Consider the following 17723-nt stretch of genomic DNA (forward strand, 5'->3'; position numbering starts at 1 on the left):
CCGGATTGTAAACGATGCCGCCCTCGCTGCTACGATCACGACAAAAGGAGTCGTTATGCAACATCATCGGTGGTTGCGGCCGCTGCTCTGCTGCCTGCTATTGCTGCTCGCCGCCTGCGGGGAACGGACCAAACTCCCCAGACTTCCCGCCCAGGCTACCATCCTGGCCTTTGGCGACAGCCTGACCTATGGTACCGGCGCCACACCGGACAGCAGCTACCCAAGCATCCTGAGCCAGCTGATTGGCCACCCCGTCGCCAATGCCGGCATTCCCGGCAATACCACGGAAGACGGATTAGGCCGGCTAGACGACGTACTGGCCGAGCAGCATCCTGCGCTGCTGATCCTGTGCCTGGGCGGCAACGATTTTCTGCAGCAAAAACCGGAAACGGAAACAGTCGCCAACCTGCGCAGCATGCTGAACCAGGCCCAGAACCGCAGAATACCTGTGTTGCTCGTCGCCACGCCCAAACCCGGCCTGACCTTGGCCATACCCGACTTCTATCGGCAGCTGGCGGAGGAGTACCGCATCCCCTTGGAAGATCAGGCCTTGCGACAGATCCTGGGCAAGGCCAAGCTCAAGAGTGATGCAGTTCATCCCAATGCGGAGGGTTACCGGGAACTGGCCGAGGCCATTGCCAGCAAGCTGCACAAGACTGGCGCAGTCTAAGCAGCCAGAAATGTCCGGACTTGCGCGATAACAGCAGAATCGCGCAACAAGCGACGGTGCCCCAGGCCCTGGCTCAGATGCCATTGCGCCCCCGGCCACGCCGCGGCAATGGCGGCACCAGCTTGATGATCCACCTCCTTGTCGTCTCGATCATGGATTACCAGGCCAGGCAGTCTTAATTCCGCGGCGCGGGAAACGGCATTCAATTCAGCCCATTGCACGCCCAAGCGGGTTTCCATGCCATAGCGCAGTGCGGCCATCTGCTCGGCATCAAGGTCAAGTGCCGCACCAACCTGCCGAGCGTAGACCGCCACATCGGCAGCCGGCCCCAGAAGGGCCAGCTTCCCCACCGGTAAGCGATAGCGCGCCATGGCGTAGACCGCGGCGGCCCCACCGAGCGAATGGGCTATCACCGCATCTACCCCGCCCTCATTACGCACCAGTCTGGCCAGCGCCTGGGCAAAGTGCAGCAAGGATGCCTGCCGTCCCGGGCTGGCGCCGTGAGCCGGAGCGTCGATGGCAACAACCTCGTAGCCATCCGCCACCAAGGCTTCAACCAGGGCGTGGAACTGGGTAGCCCGCCCGGCCCAGCCATGCAGCAGCGCGACCTTGCCACGCCGGTTCTCTCCCCAGCGATAGGTTTGCATAGGCCGACCATTCCAGGCCGCAACCGGTAGGCCATTGGTGTGCAGCCAAGCGCGTTGTGCAGAGGCCAGCCATGGCCGCTCCACCTCGCTCCAATCATGCCGTGGTGGGGTCAAGAAGATGCGCTCGGCCCAGGCAACAGCCAGCTTGGGCGCGAGGCGCGAGAGCAAGCCAACGCCCAGACGCAGCGACCCGAGCGCAATAATTTTACGAACGTTCGTGCTATTAAAGGTCAAATTTACCGCCTGCATGATGAACTCCTCGATAGGAAGACAGGGCTTGGACTTAGCCCGGGCGCCGCGGCGGATTGCCGATCAAGCGTTCCAGGCCGGCATGCGCAGCTTGCAGAAAACCGACGTCCGACAATAACCGGACATGGTGGTGGGATGAGAGGATCAAACCGAACAGCTCAAATGCAAATTGCGCCTCGTCGGTATCGGCAGGCAACTCGCCCGCTTCGATGGCCTGGCCGACCAAGCGGGCCAAGCCTTGCAACCAGCCTCGCTGCTGCTGGGCCAGATGGTCGCGGATAACCCCTGGACGATCGTCGAACTCCCCGGCCGCCGACAGGATCACACAACCGCCCTGTGGCTGGGCCGCAGTCCAGGACAACCAACGCCCGAACAACGCCCGCATCCGCGCCAAACCGCGCGGTTCGCGGAAGGCCTGGCGCGCCACTTCGTCGTCAAAGCGCTGCTGGGCGGCACGCAATACCCCCAGCTGCAATTCCTCCTTGGCGCCAAAGTGGGCAAACAGCCCGCTCTTGGACATGCCAACCCGCTCAGCCAACTCGCCTATGGTCAAGGCAGACAGCCCCACCTCTCGCGCCAACGACAGGCCGGCCTCGAGTATGGCTTCGCGGGTGGCTTCACCCTTGCTGATGGATCGTGCCATTGCACCGTATCTCTGCGGCTACCGTCGACGATCCAATAATAGCACGATCGTTCGATCTTAAATCAAGTGCCGCGCGATGAACGTACAACACAACGTCATACAAAAACTCAAAAAAACCAGGGTTTAGCGCATTTTTCTTAGAAATCACCTAAACAAAAAGCAGACAACACCCCCAGGACCATACCGATGAGCACCGTTTTTACCTACACTCCCAGCAACAGGCAGGACAACAAATAAAGCAGGGCCGGCAAGGCACGCTGCACCTATAACTGCAAAGCGATTTCAAAGACCTCGCTGCATGGCTAGAGGCGCCAGGTGGCAGGTCACCCAAGCATTAGAGGCACCGCATGTCCTATCGACTATCCAGCAGCAAGATTGGATCGCCGGCTTTGATGATCATGGGGGCGTTGCTGTGGCAACCAGCCCTCGGTGCAACGCTGGGCCAGCTCCAGGTGAACTCCCGGATAGGCCAGTCCCTGGATGCCCGTGTCCGCATCAATGCCCACGCCGACGAAGCGCTAGGGCGAGAATGCATTTCGGCCAATATCTACGACGGTGGTGATGACGGCTACCTGCGCCGCGCCTTCATCGAGTTCAGCGCGGACAAAGGTGGCGGTGGCTGGCTGCTGATCAATAGCGACGGCACGCTCAACGAACCCATCGCCAAGCTATCGCTGCGCTTGCGCTGTATCGACGGCGGCGAGGTGCGTCGCGACTACGTATTCCTGTTCGACCCGCCGCAGGATCGCGCCGTCCCGCTGGACGTCGCCCCACCGCTCGCGCGGAGCAGTAACGAGGTGCCGGTGATGGGCGGCAGCGTACCGTCTGCCATGGCGCGGAACGGTGCATCGTCCCGGGCCGACGGCGACAATCCGCTGACCGCCTATGGCGGACAGTGGGTCAGCAAGTCCGGCGACAGCTACGCTTCGATCGCCGCCCAGATCTATCCAGGGCAGCAGAACGCCCAGCGCACCTTGATACGGCAGCTGCGGCAGCTCAACCCCCAGCTTCCGCTGCGTAGCAAGGAACCGTTGGTCGACGGCGTACCGCTACGCCTGCCGGAAAAACTTGCCGCTCCCAAAACCACCACCAAACCCGCGACCAAGCCGGTACCGGCAGCCGCACAGCTCCCTACGCCGGTGCCGGCCAGCAGCGCAACCGTCCAGCCGACGGCACCCGCCCCCCAAGGTTCGCTCAAGCTCTCAGGTACCATTGCGCCGGAAGCGCCGGCCAGCGCCAGCGGCGCTAGTGGCACCAGTGAACTTGAGGCACTCAAGACGCACGAACATGAGCTGATGGACCAGGCTGCCGAGCAGCTGGCGCGTCTGCATGAGGCGCAGAACCGGATCGACAAGCTGGAAAAGCGCCTGGCTTGGCTGGATGGCGAAATGCTGCGTCGGGACGCTGCACGCGCCGCGGCCTCGCAGGAGCAAAACCGCTCCGAGTGGAAGGGGCTGGCGCTGGCCGCTCTACTGGGCGCAGGCCTGGCCGGTGGGTTGGCTTGGCTGCTGGGAAGCATCGGCAAGCGCCGCGCCGCTGTCCAGACCCAAGCCGCCACCATCGCCGCCGCGCTGAACGACGAGCAGGAAGCCTTGCCCTGGCACCAGCAGACCATCGTCGAGCCGCCAGTGGAAATGCCGGGAACACCCCAAGGCGTGCGCGCGATGGCGGCCTCCCCGACCCACTTCGACACGCCTGGGCATTCGCCGCAGGAATCGGACATGGACGTCTTCATACTCAACAGCGCCGCAAGCGAAGCAGCGGTGCTGGCGGCCCATGGCCAGTACGATCGGGCCATCGCGATGCTGGAAGACGAAATACAGACCTATCCAACCAGTGTAGTGAACTGGATGCAGCTGCTGGAGTTGCTCCACAGCCACCGTGACGCCGAACGCTTCCTGTCGCTGGCGCGCGACTTTCGCCAGCGTTTCGCCAGCGAGGCGCTATGGGAAAAGGTCAGGCAGATGGGCCTGGTATTGTTGCCCGATGAGCCCTTGTTCGACCTCCAGCAGACTGCCTTCGGCCACGGCAATGACGATTTCAACAGTGTCCTGGACGCCGGCATCGCGGCGGCACCGTCGCCCTCGCGCGAGCATCTGGCCGAACCGCTGGCGTTCGAATTGGACCGCTCCATCACGGCCGTCGGCAAGCCGGAGCACCTCGATCTGATCGATATCCCTGGCGTTACCGACAACCAAGCCGATGCAGCCAAGGCGGCCGACGCAGCGCCAGCCAGCCCGATGGAGCAAGCCCGCCGCCTGATCGCCAGTGGCGACCGTGAAGCGGGTGCAGCGATCCTGGAAGACATACTGATGCACGGCAATCAGGAGGAAAAGCTGGCGGCGGCCGATCTACTGGTGCGGCTGACCTCACCGTCGTGAGCGTCGAGAATTTGGTTGTCAGCGAGTAAATCGCGAGTGCCGCGCAGGCGCTCAGAAATCCCCGCAAAGAGAAAGCCGAGGTAAAGCAGCGCAATCAGTCCGCGGCCAGTTCAGCCTCGCGCTCGGATTCGCTTTGCTGCAGCGCCCACATGCGGGCGTAATTGCCGCCCAGGGCAAGCAGGTCACGATGGCTGCCGCGTTCGACCACCCTGCCCTGTTCCATGACCAGGATCTCGTCGGCATCGACGATAGTGGAGAGGCGGTGGGCGATCACCAGGGTGGTGCGATTGGCCGAAATGGCCGCCAATTCAGCCTGAATGCCGCGCTCGGTCTTGGAATCCAGGGCCGAGGTGGCTTCGTCGAAGATCAGGATGGGCGGGTTCTTGAGTATGGTGCGGGCGATGGCGACCCGTTGCTTCTCCCCGCCCGAAAGCTTCAGCCCCCGCTCACCGACCGTCGTCTCCCAGCCGTCCGGCAGCCGCTCGATAAAGTCGAGGATATGGGCCGAGCGGGCGGCTTCGATCACCTCCTCGCGGCTGGCTCCTGGCCGGCCGTAGGCGATGTTGTAGTAGATGCTGTCGTTGAATAGCACCGTATCCTGCGGAACGATGCCGATATGCGCGCGCAGGCTGGCCTGGCTGAGGCTGCGCACATCCTGGCCGTTGATCCGTATGGCGCCACCGCTGACATCGTAGAAGCGGAACAGCAAGCGCGACAGCGTGCTCTTGCCGGCACCGGAGCTGCCTACCACCGCCAAGGTGTTGCCGGCCGGGATGGTGAAGTCCACCCCCTGTAGAATTTGCCGCTTGGTCTCGTAGGCGAAATCCACCTGCTCGAAGCGCACGGTTGCAGCCGTGGTGGCCAGCGGCACCGCATCGGCGGCATCGCTAACTTCGGCATGCTCGTGCAGCAAGCCAAACATCTTTTCCATATCGGTCAGAGCCTGTTTGATCTCGCGGTAGGCCATGCCCAGGAAATTGAGCGGCGCGTAGAGCTGGATCAGGAAGGCATTGACCGCAACCAGGTCGCCCAAGGTCATGGTGCCCTTGGCCACGCCATCGGCAGCCAGCCATACGAGACCCGTCACCCCGCAGGCAATGATCGCGCTCTGCCCGCTGTTGAGCAGGCCGATGGAGATCTCATTGCGTATGGCTGCCTTTTCCCAGCGCAGCAGGGATTCGTCGTAGCGGTCCGCCTCGTAACGCTCATTGCCGAAATACTTGACCGTCTCGTAGTTGAGCAGCGAATCCACGGCCTTGACGTTGGCCTTGGAGTCGAGCTCGTTCATTGCCCGGCGGGTCTTGGTACGCCACTCGGTCACCCCGATAGTGAAGACCGCGTAGACCGCAATGGTGGCCAGGGTCACAACGGCAAAGCGCCAGTCGTACAGGGTGACCAGGATGCCGGTGACCAAGGCGATCTCCAGCAGCGTAGGCAGGATATTGAACAACATGAAGCTCAGCAGCGAGCCGATGCCACGCGTGCCGCGCTCGATATCACGGGTAACGCCCCCGGTCTGCCGGTTGAGGTGAAAGCGTAGGCTCAGGCGGTGCAGGTGCTCAAAAGTCTCCAGTGCTACCCGCCGGATGGCACCTTGCGCCACCTTGGAGAACACCGCGTCGCGCAACTCGCCAAAAGCGGTCGAGGCCAGGCGCAACAGGCCATAGCCTACGATCAGGCCAGCCGGTACGGCGATCAGGGCATCGGTACGGTGGCTCAGTTGATCCACCACGCTCTTGAGCAACAGTGGCACCGAGACGTTGGCGAGCTTGGCCAGCGCGAGGCAGGACAGTGCCAATACCACCCGTCCCTTATAGCGCCAGAGATAGGGAAACAGGGTAAGCAGCGTCTGCCAGTCGCTACGGGTCTGGCGGGCAGACGTTGGCGTCGGGCTGGTGCTCGAAGAAGAGTGGGGCATGGTGCGCAATCGGGAAGCGTATCCCGCTATGATGGCGGCTCGATAACGGATATCAAGCCCCCTGCTATGGAATGGCTGCTACTTGAGGCCGGCACCGCCGGCCTGCTGCTGGTACTGATCGTCTGGTGGACCCTGCCACGCAAACCCAAATCCAGCCCGGCCAAAGCCGACAAGCCGGACCAAGAGCAACAATAGAAAAGGCCGGCATAAGCCGGCCCTGTGAAGCAGACCAGGCCTGCAGGGCCCGGCACTGCCCTGCCGATCAGCGGGCGTTGACCAGCGCCTTGCAGGTATCGAGCATGCGGTTCGAGAAACCCCACTCGTTGTCGTACCAGGACATCACCTTGACCAGGCGCTTGTTGCTGACCTTGGTCTGGGTGGCGTCAAAGTTCGACGAGGCCGGGTTGTGGTTGAAGTCGACCGAGACCAGCGGCTTGGTGTTGTAGGTCAGGATGCCGCCCTTGGAAGCCGCAGCGGCACTCTTGAGGATCTCGTTCACTTCGGCCACCGAGGTGTCGCGGCTGGCGGTGAAGACCAGGTCGACCAGCGAGACATTGATGGTCGGCACGCGCACCGCCAGGCCGTCGAGCTTGCCGGCCAGCTCCGGGATCACCAGGCCGATGGCGGCGGCAGCGCCGGTCTTGGTCGGGATCATGGACATGGTGGCCGAACGGGCGCGACGCAGGTCGCTGTGGTACAGGTCGGTCAGCACTTGGTCGTTGGTGTAGCTGTGCACCGTTGTCATCAGCCCCATCTCGATACCCAGGGCGGCATGCAGTGGTGCCACCAGCGGTGCCAGGCAGTTGGTGGTGCAGCTGGCGTTGGAGATCACGGTGTGTTCAGCCTTGAGGCTGCCTTCGTTCACACCAAAGACCACAGTGGCATCGACATCCTCACCACCCGGTGCGGAAATGATCACCTTCTTGGCACCGGCAGTCAGGTGGGCGCTGGCCTTGGCCTTGCTGGTGAAGAGGCCGGTACACTCGAACACCACGTCGACGTTCAGGTCCTTCCAGGGCAGCTGGGCCGGGTCGCGCACGCTCAGGTAGCGGATGCGGTCACCATTGACGATCAGGTGCTCACCTTCAAAGCCAACGTCGCCACGGAACTTGCCGTGGACGGTGTCGTACTCGGTCAGGTGGGCATTGACCTCGATCTCACCCAGGTTGTTGATGGCAACAATCTCGAACTCGTTGCGACGGTTGTTTTCATACAAGCCGCGCAGAATATTGCGGCCGATGCGGCCGTAGCCGTTGATGGCGATGCGGATGGTCATAGGTGTGCTCCTGAACACTTGGGTAAGGTTACGACGTCGTGGGGACGTTCTGCTTGTGTTAACGGTTCAGCCTCGTCGGGCCGCTTCACTCCGTGCAACCCGCACCTCATGGTGCGGGTCTTGAATCAAATCAGGGCATCTCGCGACCCATGGCCGCTTCCAGCAATTCAAACCACTGCTGTCTATCGAGCGCAATCGATTGCGCAGCCACAAGTTGCCGCACCCGCTCGATCTTGCCGGTACCCAGCACTGGGTGGATGCCGGCCGGGTGACGCAGCAACCAGGCAATGGCCAGCTGTTCACGCGTCAGCTTGAGTTCCTCGCCCAACCGGTCCAACACCTGGCCCAGCGGCGTATCGGCCGGCTCGTTCGACAAGCGTCCCCCACCCAGCGGCGACCAGGCTTGCGGTGCAACGTGCAGGCGCTGGCACTGGTCCAAGGTACCGTCGAACAGGGTGTCGGTGTGCAGCAGCGAGACCTCCACCTGGTTGGCGACCAAGGGCTCGTCCAGCCGGCTCTGCAAAAGCTCGAACTGGTGTGGCAGGAAGTTCGACACACCAAAGCGATCGACCTTGCCGGCGCGTTTGAGGGCGCCGAAGGCTTCCGCGATCTCGTCAGCGTCCATCAGCGGGTCCGGCCGGTGGATCAGCAAGAGGTCGAGCTTATCCACCCCCATCTGGCGCAGGGAGTTTTCAGCCGAGGCGACGATGTGTTCGCGGCTGGTGTTGTAGTGCTTGACCCGGTGCTGCGGGCGCGCTTCGGTCACCAGTGCAATGCCGCACTTGGAGATCAGCCTGATCTTCGACTTGAGGTCTGGGTTGGCGGCCAACGCCTTGCCGAATAGACCTTCGCATTGGTAACCGGTGTAGATGTCGGCCAGATCGAAGGTATCGATACCCAGCTCCAGGCAACCTTCCACCAGGCCAGCCACTTCGGCGGGGCTCATATTCCAGTCGCCAATGCGCCAGATACCAAGGATCAGACGGGAAAATTCCTTGCTCACTACATTGCTTCCTTGTTTGTTGCTCATAGGGAGCGGCCAAGGCCGCCCTACCCGCCTACAGGGCTTCCAGCAATACCGTGCCGGCTGCCTCCAGCTTGAAGATGCCGCCAGCCACCTTGCCGCTGGCGCCGCTGTACGCATCGCGCACCGTTTCGCCATCCTTGAATACACCGGCTACCGGCACTGATACCGCACCTTGAGCCTGCGGTATGGCGACGATGCGGTCAGTACCGTACACACGGCTGAAGACATAAGGCTGATCAGCCAGCTTCTGGTGCTTGCCGCGCGCCAAGGCGATGTGGCGAGCCCGGAACTGCCCCAGCTTCTGCCAGTGCAACAATACGACCGGGTTGATACTGCTCCAGTTCATGTCCGAGCGGGTGGCCTGCTGCGGATCTCCCGCGCTGGCTGGGCCGTCGGGCCGGGCGCTCTCGTCTCCGTAGTAGATCTGTACGCCACCTGGCGCCAACAAGAGTGCGGTACCAGCCTCGATCAAACGATCGCGGCGGTAGAGCCGGGTATCGTGCGAGGAGATATAGGACAACACGTCAAAGGCCTTGCCCCCAGCACTGCCATCGGCGAGACGATGGGCATAGCCGGCGTACAGGTCATTGAGCGCGGCCATGTCGCCCAGCTTGCTGTCCTGCAGGTCAAAATTGAGCAGGCTGTCAAAGCCATTGTCGAAATAGGCATCACGCTCCACACCGTGCGGGAAGACCTCGCCCACCATCCAGAATGGTGCGTCGTCGATCTTCTTGCCGGGGTTGCGGGCTTTCCAGTCGGCCAGTGCGGTGGTACCTGCCTCCTTGAGCGCCTGCCAGCTGGCCAGCTCCACATGCTTGGCAGTGTCGCAGCGGAAGCCGTCGATGCCGTACTCCTTTACCCAATCGCTCAGCCACTGCACCAGGTAACCGCGCACGGTGGTGTTGGGCAACTCAACCGCATGGGTATCGGGCTTACGCTTCAGGAAGGGAGGCAGCCCTACCGGATTGGTACTTTCGGTGCGGAAATCCGGCAGATAGGCCAATTGCTTGGTCAGGTCATCCTGGCCGCCCTCACGATAGCCAGGCAAGCCTGCACGCACCCAGTCGCCACCCCACCACTGCGCCCATTTCTGCTTGTCGGCGTTGTAGTCTATCCAGCCGTGGTAGTCCTTGAGGGTGTACTGCGTGGCAGCGCCCTTCCAGAGCACCGGGATGTCCAGCTGCTGGGCAGTCTCGATATCCAGGTAGCCTGGGTGGTTCATCACCACGTCAAACAACACCCGGATACCCTGGGCGTGCGCAGTGTCGACCATCTCGCGCAATTCATCCGGCGTGCCCATGTTCTTGTCGAGCATGGTGTAGTCAAGCGCAAAGTAGCCGTGATAGGCATAGTGCTTGAATTCCGCCTTGCCGCCCTGCACCCAGCCATGGATCTGCTCATAGGGCGCGGTTATCCACAGTGCATTGACCCCAAGCTGCTTGAAATAGCCTTCCTTCAGTTTGACCGTCAGACCTGCGAGGTCGCCACCATGGAAGGTACCGATCTCTTTCTCGCCATCCTTTTTGCGCCCATAGCTACCATCATTGGCCGGGTTGCCATTGAGAAAGCGATCGGTAATGGCGAAATAGACAATGGGATTGGCTGCCCAGCCCGCCTTGAGCGGCTCGACCGCCTTGCCCGGCACAGGCGTGGCCTGCTGTGCAGGCACCGCCGGTTGCGACGTTACGCTGCCGCAGGCGCCGAGCAGCGCGGTGGCAAGCAGAGAAAGCAGGTAGGGGCGAGTTGTCACGGCAACCAGGGTCCGGTGAGGTTGAAGGCGGCGACAGCCCGCGGGCTGTCGCCTTGCGATAAGAACGCGCCTATTTGACGGCAGCCAGCGCTTCTTCCTTGCTCTTGTAGATATTGGCGTCGCCCGATATCACCCAGGCTTCCTTGTACTCCTTGGTATCGAAGGCCATATCCTTGCCCTTCTGCTCCTTGGAGTCGCCCTTGTGGATGATGTAGTTCACCGTGGCGGTGCTGCCGAAGTCCTTGATGGACAGGCGCCAGTAGACACCGAAGTCATCCTTACCGGTCGGCGGCAGGGGGTTGAACCAACCCACCCCGTCCAGCGGCTGGTCGCTGGCGCCCGGTGCCCGCTTCCAGGCATGCAGGCCCCACTTCTCGTAGGCTCCGTCGGGGCGGTGGTAGTGCAGGTCGACCATGCCTTCGGGCGGCGCATCGGCAAATGCCGGCAGCGCCGCCAGCATCAGGCCGGCCAACAGCGTCTTGATCAAGGTGCGTTTGCTAGGCATCGTCTTCACTCCGTTGTGGTTGTATTGACCGCTTAACCCTTCACGCCACCGGCGGTCAGGCCGGACGTCATCCAGCGCTGCGCCAGCAGGAACACCACCGAGATCGGCAGGCCGGAGAGGATGGCCGCCGCGGCGAAATCACCCCAGAAGTATTTCTGGTCGTACAGGAACATCTTGATGCCCACGGCGATCGTCAGTTGCTCCTGCTGCTTGAGCAGTACCGAGGCGATCGGGTATTCATTGATGCCCTGAATAAAGGCCAGCAGGAACACCACCATCAGAATGGGCACCGCCATGGGCAACAGCACATAGCGGAAGGCCTGGAATGGCGTGGCGCCATCCACCTTGGCGGCTTCTTCAATCTCCACCGGGATCGTGTCGTAGTACCCCTTGATGGTCCAGATATGCAGGGCGATGCCGCCGGTGTAGGCCAGGATCAGGCCGCCATGGGTATCGATGCCCAGCCAGGGTACATAGCTGCCAAGGCGGTCAAAGATGGCGTAGATGGCGACCAGGGCCAGCACCGTGGGGAACATCTGGATCAGGAGCAGGCTGTTGATCAGCTGGGTCTTGAAACGGAAGCGCATACGGGCGAAGGCATAGGCGCAGGTGGTGGACAGCAAGAGGCCGATAACACCGGAGATGGCGGCGATCTTGATCGAGTTCCACAGCCACAGCAGCACCGGGTATTCCGGCTTCACCAGCCGGCCGTCAGCCGCCTGATAGGGGATGCCCAGGGCGAGCTTCCAGTGCTCCAGGCTGATCTCGCGCGGGATCAGGTCAGCCAGGCTGCCTGCGGTGGCGAAGTTGCCAGGCCGGATGCTGATCGCCAGGATCATCAGGAAGGGGAACATGGTCAGCGCGATAAAGGTAATCAGGCCAACATGGGCGGCAACAACACGCCAGCGGTGGGATTTGTCGAGAACAATGGCCATGAGGGGCTCCTTAGCGCACTTCTACCTGGTTCACCTTGGTGAGCCGCAGATTGATGATCGACAGGACAGCGACCATCAGGAACACCACCGTGGAAATGGCTGCGGCAAGCCCGAAGTTCTGGCCGGAATCCTGGAAGGCGATGCGATAGGTGTAGGAGACCAAGAGGTCGGTCGTCCCTGCCGGCACCTTGGTATCGAGGAAGTCCGGGCGACCATTGGTCAACAGCGCAATCAACACAAAGTTATTGAAGTTGAAGGCAAAGGCCGAGATCAACAACGGCGTGATCGGTTTGGCGATCAAGGGCAAGGTGATCTTGAAGAAATTGGTCAGCGGACCGGCACCGGCGATCGCTGAGGCTTCGTAAAGGTCAGACGGGATCGCCTTGATGAGGCCCATGCTGAGCAACATCATGTAGGGGAAGCCCAGCCAGGTATTGACGATCAGCAGCATGACCTTGGCAAGGAAGGGGTCGGTGAACCAGTGTGGCTTGATGCCAAAGAGGCCCTGCAGAATCAGGTTGATCTCACCGGCGTTCTCGCTGAACAAGCCCTTGAACACCAGGATGGAAATAAAGCCCGGCACGGCATAGGGCAGGAACAGCAGCACGCTGTATACCTTGCGAAAACGCAGTGCTTCCCAGCTCATCAAGACCGCCAGCACGATGCCCACCGAGAAGGCGAACAGCACGGTCAGGCCGGCGAATACCACGGTCCAGCCAAAGATGCGTACGAAAGGCTCGCTGAAGGCCTTGTCGGTAAAGATGCGGGTGAAGTTACTCCAGCCCACGCCAACCTTGAAGCCGGGTTGCAAAGCCTCGCCCGTGCTGGTCTCAAAGAAGCCTGTGGCCATATTGGGCTTGATCAGGGAGCCGTCCTGCTCGTTCTTGAGCGAGCCGTCTGGCTGGGCCAGATAGAGTTTGCGCACCGGTGCGAACTCGCGCAAACCGGAAGCGCTGACGATCTGGCCGCTGGGCAAGGTCACCGACAGGAGCTTGAGCGCCTTGAGGTTGGCGATCAGGGTCTTGGTATCGGCCGGTTCGCTCAGCGGCGCGTCAGCCGCCTCCTGGCGCTTTACTTTAACGGTCAGCGGCACGGCATTCTGAAGGGCCAAGGGATCGGTGACAAAGATGTCGCCATGCTCGCTCTCCAGACGGACCCGGAAGGCCGGGCCGTCGGCATGCAGCGTGAAAGCGTAGCTCTCACCGTCGACGACATAGGTCTCGTCGAGGAAATACTGGCGCGCCCGGTCATATTCGAGCAGGTTACGCGAGCTGTAGTTGGTGAAACCGATGCTGAAGGTGTACGCCAGGGGGAAGACCACAAAGACGAGGACCGTCAATACCCCAGGGAAGAGGTAGCGATAGGCATAGGCCTTGCCCGAGGTGTAGACGAAAGTCCCTGCGGCCAGAATACCCAGGCAGGCCAAGGCCACCAGCGGTTGGCCGGCGATATAGATCTTGAAGGTCAGGAACAACCCGGCGAGCAGAAGCAGACCTGCCACCAGGCGCAACAACCAATGTTCCAGCGTGCGCACCATGCTTATTTACACTCCGTTTATCTTTGGTGAGCGGGCTGCGGGCAGCCCGTTCACCAAAGACCTCCCTTGCGGGAGGTCCCGATCAGCTCAAAGGCTTGCGCCAGAGACCTGATTACTCACCCTTCACGCGCTTGGCAGCGGCATCCAGGCCTTCCTTGACCGACTGGCGGCCGCCGGTGATGTTCTGCAGCGCAGAAGCCATCGAGGACCAGAAACGACCCATTTCAGGGTTGTTCGGCATGGGGTTGCCGGCCTGGGCGGAAGCCATGGTGGCCTTGATGTTCACGTCGCCAGCCAGCTCCTTGAAGAAGGCCTTGTTGGCCGGGGTGCCCAGCGGTACATCGGCGTTCACGGTCTTCAGGCCATTGACGGACAGCAGGTGGTTTTCGATGAAGTCGACGGCCACTTCCTTGTTCGGCGAGGCACGGTTGATCATGCAACCCAGCACGCCCACGAACGGTGCAGCCTTCTTGCCGCCTACGCTGGGGATAGGCGCCACGCCGAAGTTGATCTTGGCGTTCTTGAGGTTGTCCCAGGACCAGGGGCCGTTGATCATCATGGCGATGGTGCCCTTAGCCATGCCGGCTTCCATTTCGGCGTAGCCGGCACCCTTGGGCATCACACCCTTGTCGATCAGGCCCTTGAGGGTTTCCACGCCCTTCAGGGCGCCCGCGTTGTTCACGCCGGTATCGGTCGGGTCGTAGTTGCCGTCAGCCTTGAGCTTGAACGGGTAGGCACCGCCGGCAGCGAGCAGCGGCCAGGTGAAGTAGGTGTTGGTGTAGTCCCACAGAATGGCCTTCTTGCCGCTGGCCGACAGCTTCTTGTCGAGGGCAGCGATTTCTTCGAAGGTCTTGGGCGGGTTGGGAACCAGGTCCTTGTTGTAGACCAGCGCCACGGCTTCGATAGACAGCGGGTAGCCCCAGGTCTTGCCACCGATGTTGAAAGCCTTCCAGGCCAGCGGGTCGATCTCGTCGCGGATCTTCTTGGACGGGGTGATGGGTTGCAGCAGGCCAGCACCTACCCATTCGCCAGCACGGTCATGCGGCCAGCAGAAGATGTCCGGGCCCTTGCCAGCGGCAGCAGCTTGCTGGAATTTGCCGGTAGCGTCTTCCGGGTGTTCCACGGTCACGGCCACGCCAGACTTCTTGGCAAACTCGTCGCCTACCTGCTGGACGCCCTTGTAGCCTTTGTCACCGTTGATCCACAGCAGCAGCTTGCCGGCTTCGGCAGCGTGCGCAACGCCGAAGCTGGAAGCCACGAGCGCTGCAATCAGGGTTTTGTTCAGGGTCATGATCACTCCATTCATATTGTGGTTTGGTCCAACTACTTCTGACTGGGTACTGCTTATGCTCGCTTATTGGGCTGCGAGTATTTTTTAAACCCGCTGGAAGGCAATCCCAGCTTCGTTAAACAGGTGACAACGGCCGCGCGGCAGGCCGATGCTGATGGTCTGGCCGGCAGAAGCGCCGTGCTCCGCGTCGGCTCGGATCACCAGTTGCTCGGCAACACCGGGCAACTGGACGTAGAACATGGTGGCTTCGCCAAGGTGCTCAGCCGCAGCAACCTGGCCTTGCACGGCGTTGTCAGACTGGTCGAACACAAAGTGCTCGGGGCGGATGCCCAGGGTCACCTTGCTGCCTATCTGGGCACCGCTGGCGTCCACCGCCACTTCAACACTGCTGCCGTCCGGCAACTGGGCGCTTGCCACGCCCTGGCCCACCGCCGTGAGCTTGGCCTCGATGAAGTTCATCTTGGGCGAGCCGATAAAGCCGGCGACGAAGAGATTGCGAGGGTGGTGATAGAGCTCGAGCGGCGAACCCACTTGCTCCACATTGCCGGCATTGAGCACCACGATACGGTCGGCCAGCGTCATTGCCTCGACCTGATCGTGGGTGACGTAGATCATGGTGGTGTTGAGTTCACGATGTAGCTTGGTGATCTCACGGCGGGTCTGCACGCGCAAGGCGGCATCCAGGTTGGAGAGTGGCTCGTCGAACAGAAAGACATTGGGCTTGCGGACAATGGCGCGGCCGATGGCCACACGCTGCCGCTGGCCACCGGAGAGGGCTTTGGGCTTACGCTCCAGCAGGTGTTCGATCTGCAGGATCTTGGCGGCCCGATCGACTGCAGTGGCCATTTCCTTCTTGTCGACACCGGCGAGCTTGAGGCCGAAAGCCATGTTCTCGGCCACCGTCATATGCGGATAGAGCGCATAGGACTGGAACACCATGGCCACGCCGCGCTTGGCCGGCGGCACGTCGTTGCAACGTTCCCCACCAATCATCAGATCACCGGCGGTGATGTCCTCAAGGCCGGCGATAGTGCGCAGCAGGGTCGATTTTCCGCAGCCCGAGGGGCCGACGAAGACGACAAACTCGCCGTCCTTGATGTCGAGGTCGATCCCATGCAGGGTCTCGATATCCCCAAACGATTTGCGGATGCCACGCAAGACAACTTCGGACATGTAACTGTGCTCCTGACGCTTTGCTGCCGGACCGGCAAGGCCGGCTCCAGCATTCGATCAATTCATATTGAGTGGCGGATAGATGGCACCAGGCCATCCCCAGCTTAGTCGAGCCGGGCGAAGATGCCGCCGTAGCTGGCCAGCGCCAGCGTGTCACCCTTCAGGCTGCCGCCCTCGAGGCCGTGACCATCCAGCAGACTCAAGCCGCGCAATTTCTTGGGCAGCTTGAGGCTTACCGGGGCCTTGCCGAGGTTGAAGGCACACAACCAGCGCTCCTTGCCCAGGCTACGGGTGAACAGCAGCGCCGGCTCAGGGGCGTCATGAAACTGGATATCGCCACCGACCAGCAGCGGCTGATGCCTACGCCAGGCCAGGAACTGCCGGTAGAAACCGAGTATCGACCCGGCCTTGCCATCTTGGGTATCGACCGCCTGCGCCAAGTGCTCCTTGGGTACCGGCAACCAAGGCTTGGCCGTGGAGAAGCCGCCATGCTTGGTCTTTGCCTGCCAGGGCATAGGTGTACGGCAGCCATCGCGCCCTTTGAATTCCGGCCAGAAGGTGATGCCGTAAGGGTCCTGGAGCTGCTCAAAGGGAATGTCGGCCTCGGTCAGTCCCAGCTCCTCGCCCTGGTAGATACAAAGGCTGCCACGCAGGCTGGCCGACATGGCCAATAGCACCTTGGCGTACTGCGGGTCAGTCTCGCCCTTGCCCCAGCGGCTGACCACCCGGGCCACGTCGTGGTTACCTATGCTCCAGCAACCCCAACCCTCGCCGCCCTCTTTCTTGCCGGTCTTGTGCAGGGCCGCTTCCAGCTCCTCCACCTGTTGGCGGATATGGGCGGCAGAGCCATCCGGCGTCAACAGATTGAAGCTGTAGGCCATGTGCAGCTTGTCGCCAGCCGAGGTGTAGCGGGCCATGAGCTTGAGCGAATTGTCATCACCCACCTCCCCTACCGAGGCAGCGCCATATTCATCGAGCAATGCGCGCACACGCTGCAGGAAGGCGATGTTCTCGGGTTGGGACTTGTCGTACTTGTGGGCCTGCAAGCCATAGGGATTGTCGGCACTCACCGTCTTGCTGTCGCGCACCGTAGCGGGCGGGTTGCTGCGCAGCTTGCGGTCGTGAAAGTGGAAATTGCAGGCATCGAAGCGGAAACCATCCACGCCGCGCTCCAGCCAGAAGCGGATCGAGTCGAGCATGGCATCCTGCACTTCCGGGTTATGGAAGTTCAGGTCCGGCTGGCTGCTGAGGAAGTTGTGCAGGTAGTACTGACGACGACGAGATTCCCATTGCCAAGAAGAGCCGCCGAATACCGACAGCCAGTTGTTGGGCGGGCTGCCATCTGCCTGCGGGTCGGCCCAGACATACCAGTCGGCCTTGGGATTGTCGCGGCTCTGGCGGCTGGCCTTGAACCAGGGGTGCTGGTCCGAGCAGTGGCTCAGCACCTGGTCGATCATTACCTTGAGACCCAGCTTATGGGCCTGCGCAACGAGCTTGTCGAAGCCGGCCAGATCCCCGAACAGCGGATCGACGTCGCAATAGTCGCTGACGTCGTAGCCAAAGTCCTTCATGGGCGACTTGAAGATGGGCGAGATCCAGATGGCGTCGACGCCCAGGCTGGCCACATAGGGCAACTTCTCGCAGATGCCGGCCAGATCGCCTACGCCGTCACCGTTGCTGTCTGCAAAGCTACGGGGATAAATCTGATAGATGACGCCACC

General features: G+C 61.7%; 15 protein-coding genes. 3 read left to right on the top strand and 12 right to left on the bottom strand.

The features are described 5' to 3' along the window. The first annotated feature begins 55 nt into the window (after nucleotides 1–55). Nucleotides 56–670, top strand: coding sequence for an arylesterase (locus VIM95_RS11770; RefSeq protein WP_331985868.1), 615 nt, complete (start codon nucleotides 56–58; stop codon nucleotides 668–670). Here VIM95_RS11770 and VIM95_RS11775 read toward each other — a convergent pair. Continuing rightward, nucleotides 667–1485, bottom strand: a complete 819-nt coding sequence (locus tag VIM95_RS11775) for an alpha/beta hydrolase (RefSeq protein ID WP_331985870.1) — start codon at nucleotides 1483–1485, stop codon at nucleotides 667–669. The genes VIM95_RS11770 and VIM95_RS11775 overlap by 4 nt on opposite strands. A gap of 115 nt (nucleotides 1486–1600) precedes the next feature. Next, nucleotides 1601–2209: a TetR/AcrR family transcriptional regulator gene (locus VIM95_RS11780; protein ID WP_331985872.1), complete on the bottom strand. Its 609-nt coding sequence runs from the start codon at nucleotides 2207–2209 to the stop codon at nucleotides 1601–1603. A 347-nt stretch (nucleotides 2210–2556) separates the two neighbouring features. Here VIM95_RS11780 and VIM95_RS11785 point away from each other — a divergent pair, with 347 nt between their 5' ends. Beyond that, nucleotides 2557–4590, top strand: coding sequence for a hypothetical protein (locus VIM95_RS11785; RefSeq protein WP_331985874.1), 2034 nt, complete (start codon nucleotides 2557–2559; stop codon nucleotides 4588–4590). 94 nt (nucleotides 4591–4684) lie between these two features. Here VIM95_RS11785 and VIM95_RS11790 read toward each other — a convergent pair whose 3' ends face one another. Further along, on the bottom strand, nucleotides 4685–6508 hold the full coding sequence (locus tag VIM95_RS11790; RefSeq protein WP_331985876.1) for an ABC transporter ATP-binding protein/permease: 1824 nt from the start codon (nucleotides 6506–6508) through the stop codon (nucleotides 4685–4687). A gap of 66 nt (nucleotides 6509–6574) precedes the next feature. Here VIM95_RS11790 and VIM95_RS11795 point away from each other — a divergent pair, with 66 nt between their 5' ends. After that, the gene (locus VIM95_RS11795) at nucleotides 6575–6703 is read left to right on the top strand and encodes a hypothetical protein (protein WP_331985878.1); all 129 of its coding nucleotides are present in this window, start codon (nucleotides 6575–6577) and stop codon (nucleotides 6701–6703) included. Between the two features lie 67 nt (nucleotides 6704–6770). Here VIM95_RS11795 and gap read toward each other — a convergent pair whose 3' ends face one another. The 9 genes from gap to VIM95_RS11840 form a co-directional block, all read right to left on the bottom strand. After that, nucleotides 6771–7784 carry a type I glyceraldehyde-3-phosphate dehydrogenase gene (gene gap, locus VIM95_RS11800; RefSeq protein ID WP_331985880.1) on the bottom strand — a complete coding sequence of 338 codons (1014 nt, stop codon included), beginning with the start codon at nucleotides 7782–7784 and terminating at the stop codon, nucleotides 6771–6773. 130 nt (nucleotides 7785–7914) lie between these two features. Then, complete coding sequence (locus VIM95_RS11805) at nucleotides 7915–8787, bottom strand: aldo/keto reductase (protein WP_331985882.1); 873 nt, start codon at nucleotides 8785–8787, stop codon at nucleotides 7915–7917. 55 nt (nucleotides 8788–8842) lie between these two features. Beyond that, entirely contained in the window at nucleotides 8843–10561 is a 1719-nt protein-coding gene (locus VIM95_RS11810; RefSeq protein ID WP_331985884.1) for an alpha-amylase family glycosyl hydrolase, read from the bottom strand. Between the two features lie 70 nt (nucleotides 10562–10631). Beyond that, entirely contained in the window at nucleotides 10632–11066 is a 435-nt protein-coding gene (locus tag VIM95_RS11815; RefSeq protein ID WP_331985886.1) for a pullulanase-associated domain-containing protein, read from the bottom strand. 32 nt (nucleotides 11067–11098) lie between these two features. Beyond that, the gene (gene malG / locus VIM95_RS11820) at nucleotides 11099–12001 is read right to left on the bottom strand and encodes a maltose ABC transporter permease MalG (RefSeq protein ID WP_331985888.1); all 903 of its coding nucleotides are present in this window, start codon (nucleotides 11999–12001) and stop codon (nucleotides 11099–11101) included. A gap of 10 nt (nucleotides 12002–12011) precedes the next feature. Next, nucleotides 12012–13538, bottom strand: coding sequence for a maltose ABC transporter permease MalF (gene malF / locus VIM95_RS11825; protein WP_331985890.1), 1527 nt, complete (start codon nucleotides 13536–13538; stop codon nucleotides 12012–12014). 112 nt (nucleotides 13539–13650) lie between these two features. Beyond that, complete coding sequence (gene malE / locus VIM95_RS11830) at nucleotides 13651–14829, bottom strand: maltose/maltodextrin ABC transporter substrate-binding protein MalE (RefSeq protein ID WP_331985892.1); 1179 nt, start codon at nucleotides 14827–14829, stop codon at nucleotides 13651–13653. An 84-nt stretch (nucleotides 14830–14913) separates the two neighbouring features. Continuing rightward, a complete protein-coding gene (locus VIM95_RS11835) occupies nucleotides 14914–16002 on the bottom strand; it encodes a sn-glycerol-3-phosphate ABC transporter ATP-binding protein UgpC (RefSeq protein ID WP_331985894.1) in 1089 nt (362 codons plus the stop codon). Nucleotides 16003–16106: 104 nt separating this feature from the next. Continuing rightward, on the bottom strand, nucleotides 16107–17723 hold a 1617-nt coding region (locus VIM95_RS11840; protein WP_331985896.1), incomplete at its 5' end, for an alpha-glucosidase.

This window comes from Chitinimonas sp. (genome assembly GCF_036568685.1).
GTDB lineage: Bacteria > Pseudomonadota > Gammaproteobacteria > Burkholderiales > Chitinimonadaceae > Chitinimonas.

Bases quoted from the DNA above. Each gene is read 5' to 3' on its own strand.
- VIM95_RS11770 (WP_331985868.1), top strand. From the start codon at position 56: ATGCAACATCATCGGTGGTTGCGGCCGCTGCTCTGCTGCCTGCTATTG.
- VIM95_RS11780 (WP_331985872.1), bottom strand. From the start codon at position 2,209: ATGGCACGATCCATCAGCAAGGGTGAAGCCACCCGCGAAGCCATACTC.
- VIM95_RS11785 (WP_331985874.1), top strand. From the start codon at position 2,557: ATGTCCTATCGACTATCCAGCAGCAAGATTGGATCGCCGGCTTTGATG.
- VIM95_RS11790 (WP_331985876.1), bottom strand. From the start codon at position 6,508: ATGCCCCACTCTTCTTCGAGCACCAGCCCGACGCCAACGTCTGCCCGC.
- VIM95_RS11795 (WP_331985878.1), top strand. From the start codon at position 6,575: ATGGAATGGCTGCTACTTGAGGCCGGCACCGCCGGCCTGCTGCTGGTA.
- gap (WP_331985880.1), bottom strand. From the start codon at position 7,784: ATGACCATCCGCATCGCCATCAACGGCTACGGCCGCATCGGCCGCAAT.
- VIM95_RS11815 (WP_331985886.1), bottom strand. From the start codon at position 11,066: ATGCCTAGCAAACGCACCTTGATCAAGACGCTGTTGGCCGGCCTGATG.
- malG (WP_331985888.1), bottom strand. From the start codon at position 12,001: ATGGCCATTGTTCTCGACAAATCCCACCGCTGGCGTGTTGTTGCCGCC.
- malF (WP_331985890.1), bottom strand. From the start codon at position 13,538: ATGGTGCGCACGCTGGAACATTGGTTGTTGCGCCTGGTGGCAGGTCTG.
- malE (WP_331985892.1), bottom strand. From the start codon at position 14,829: ATGACCCTGAACAAAACCCTGATTGCAGCGCTCGTGGCTTCCAGCTTC.
- VIM95_RS11835 (WP_331985894.1), bottom strand. From the start codon at position 16,002: ATGTCCGAAGTTGTCTTGCGTGGCATCCGCAAATCGTTTGGGGATATC.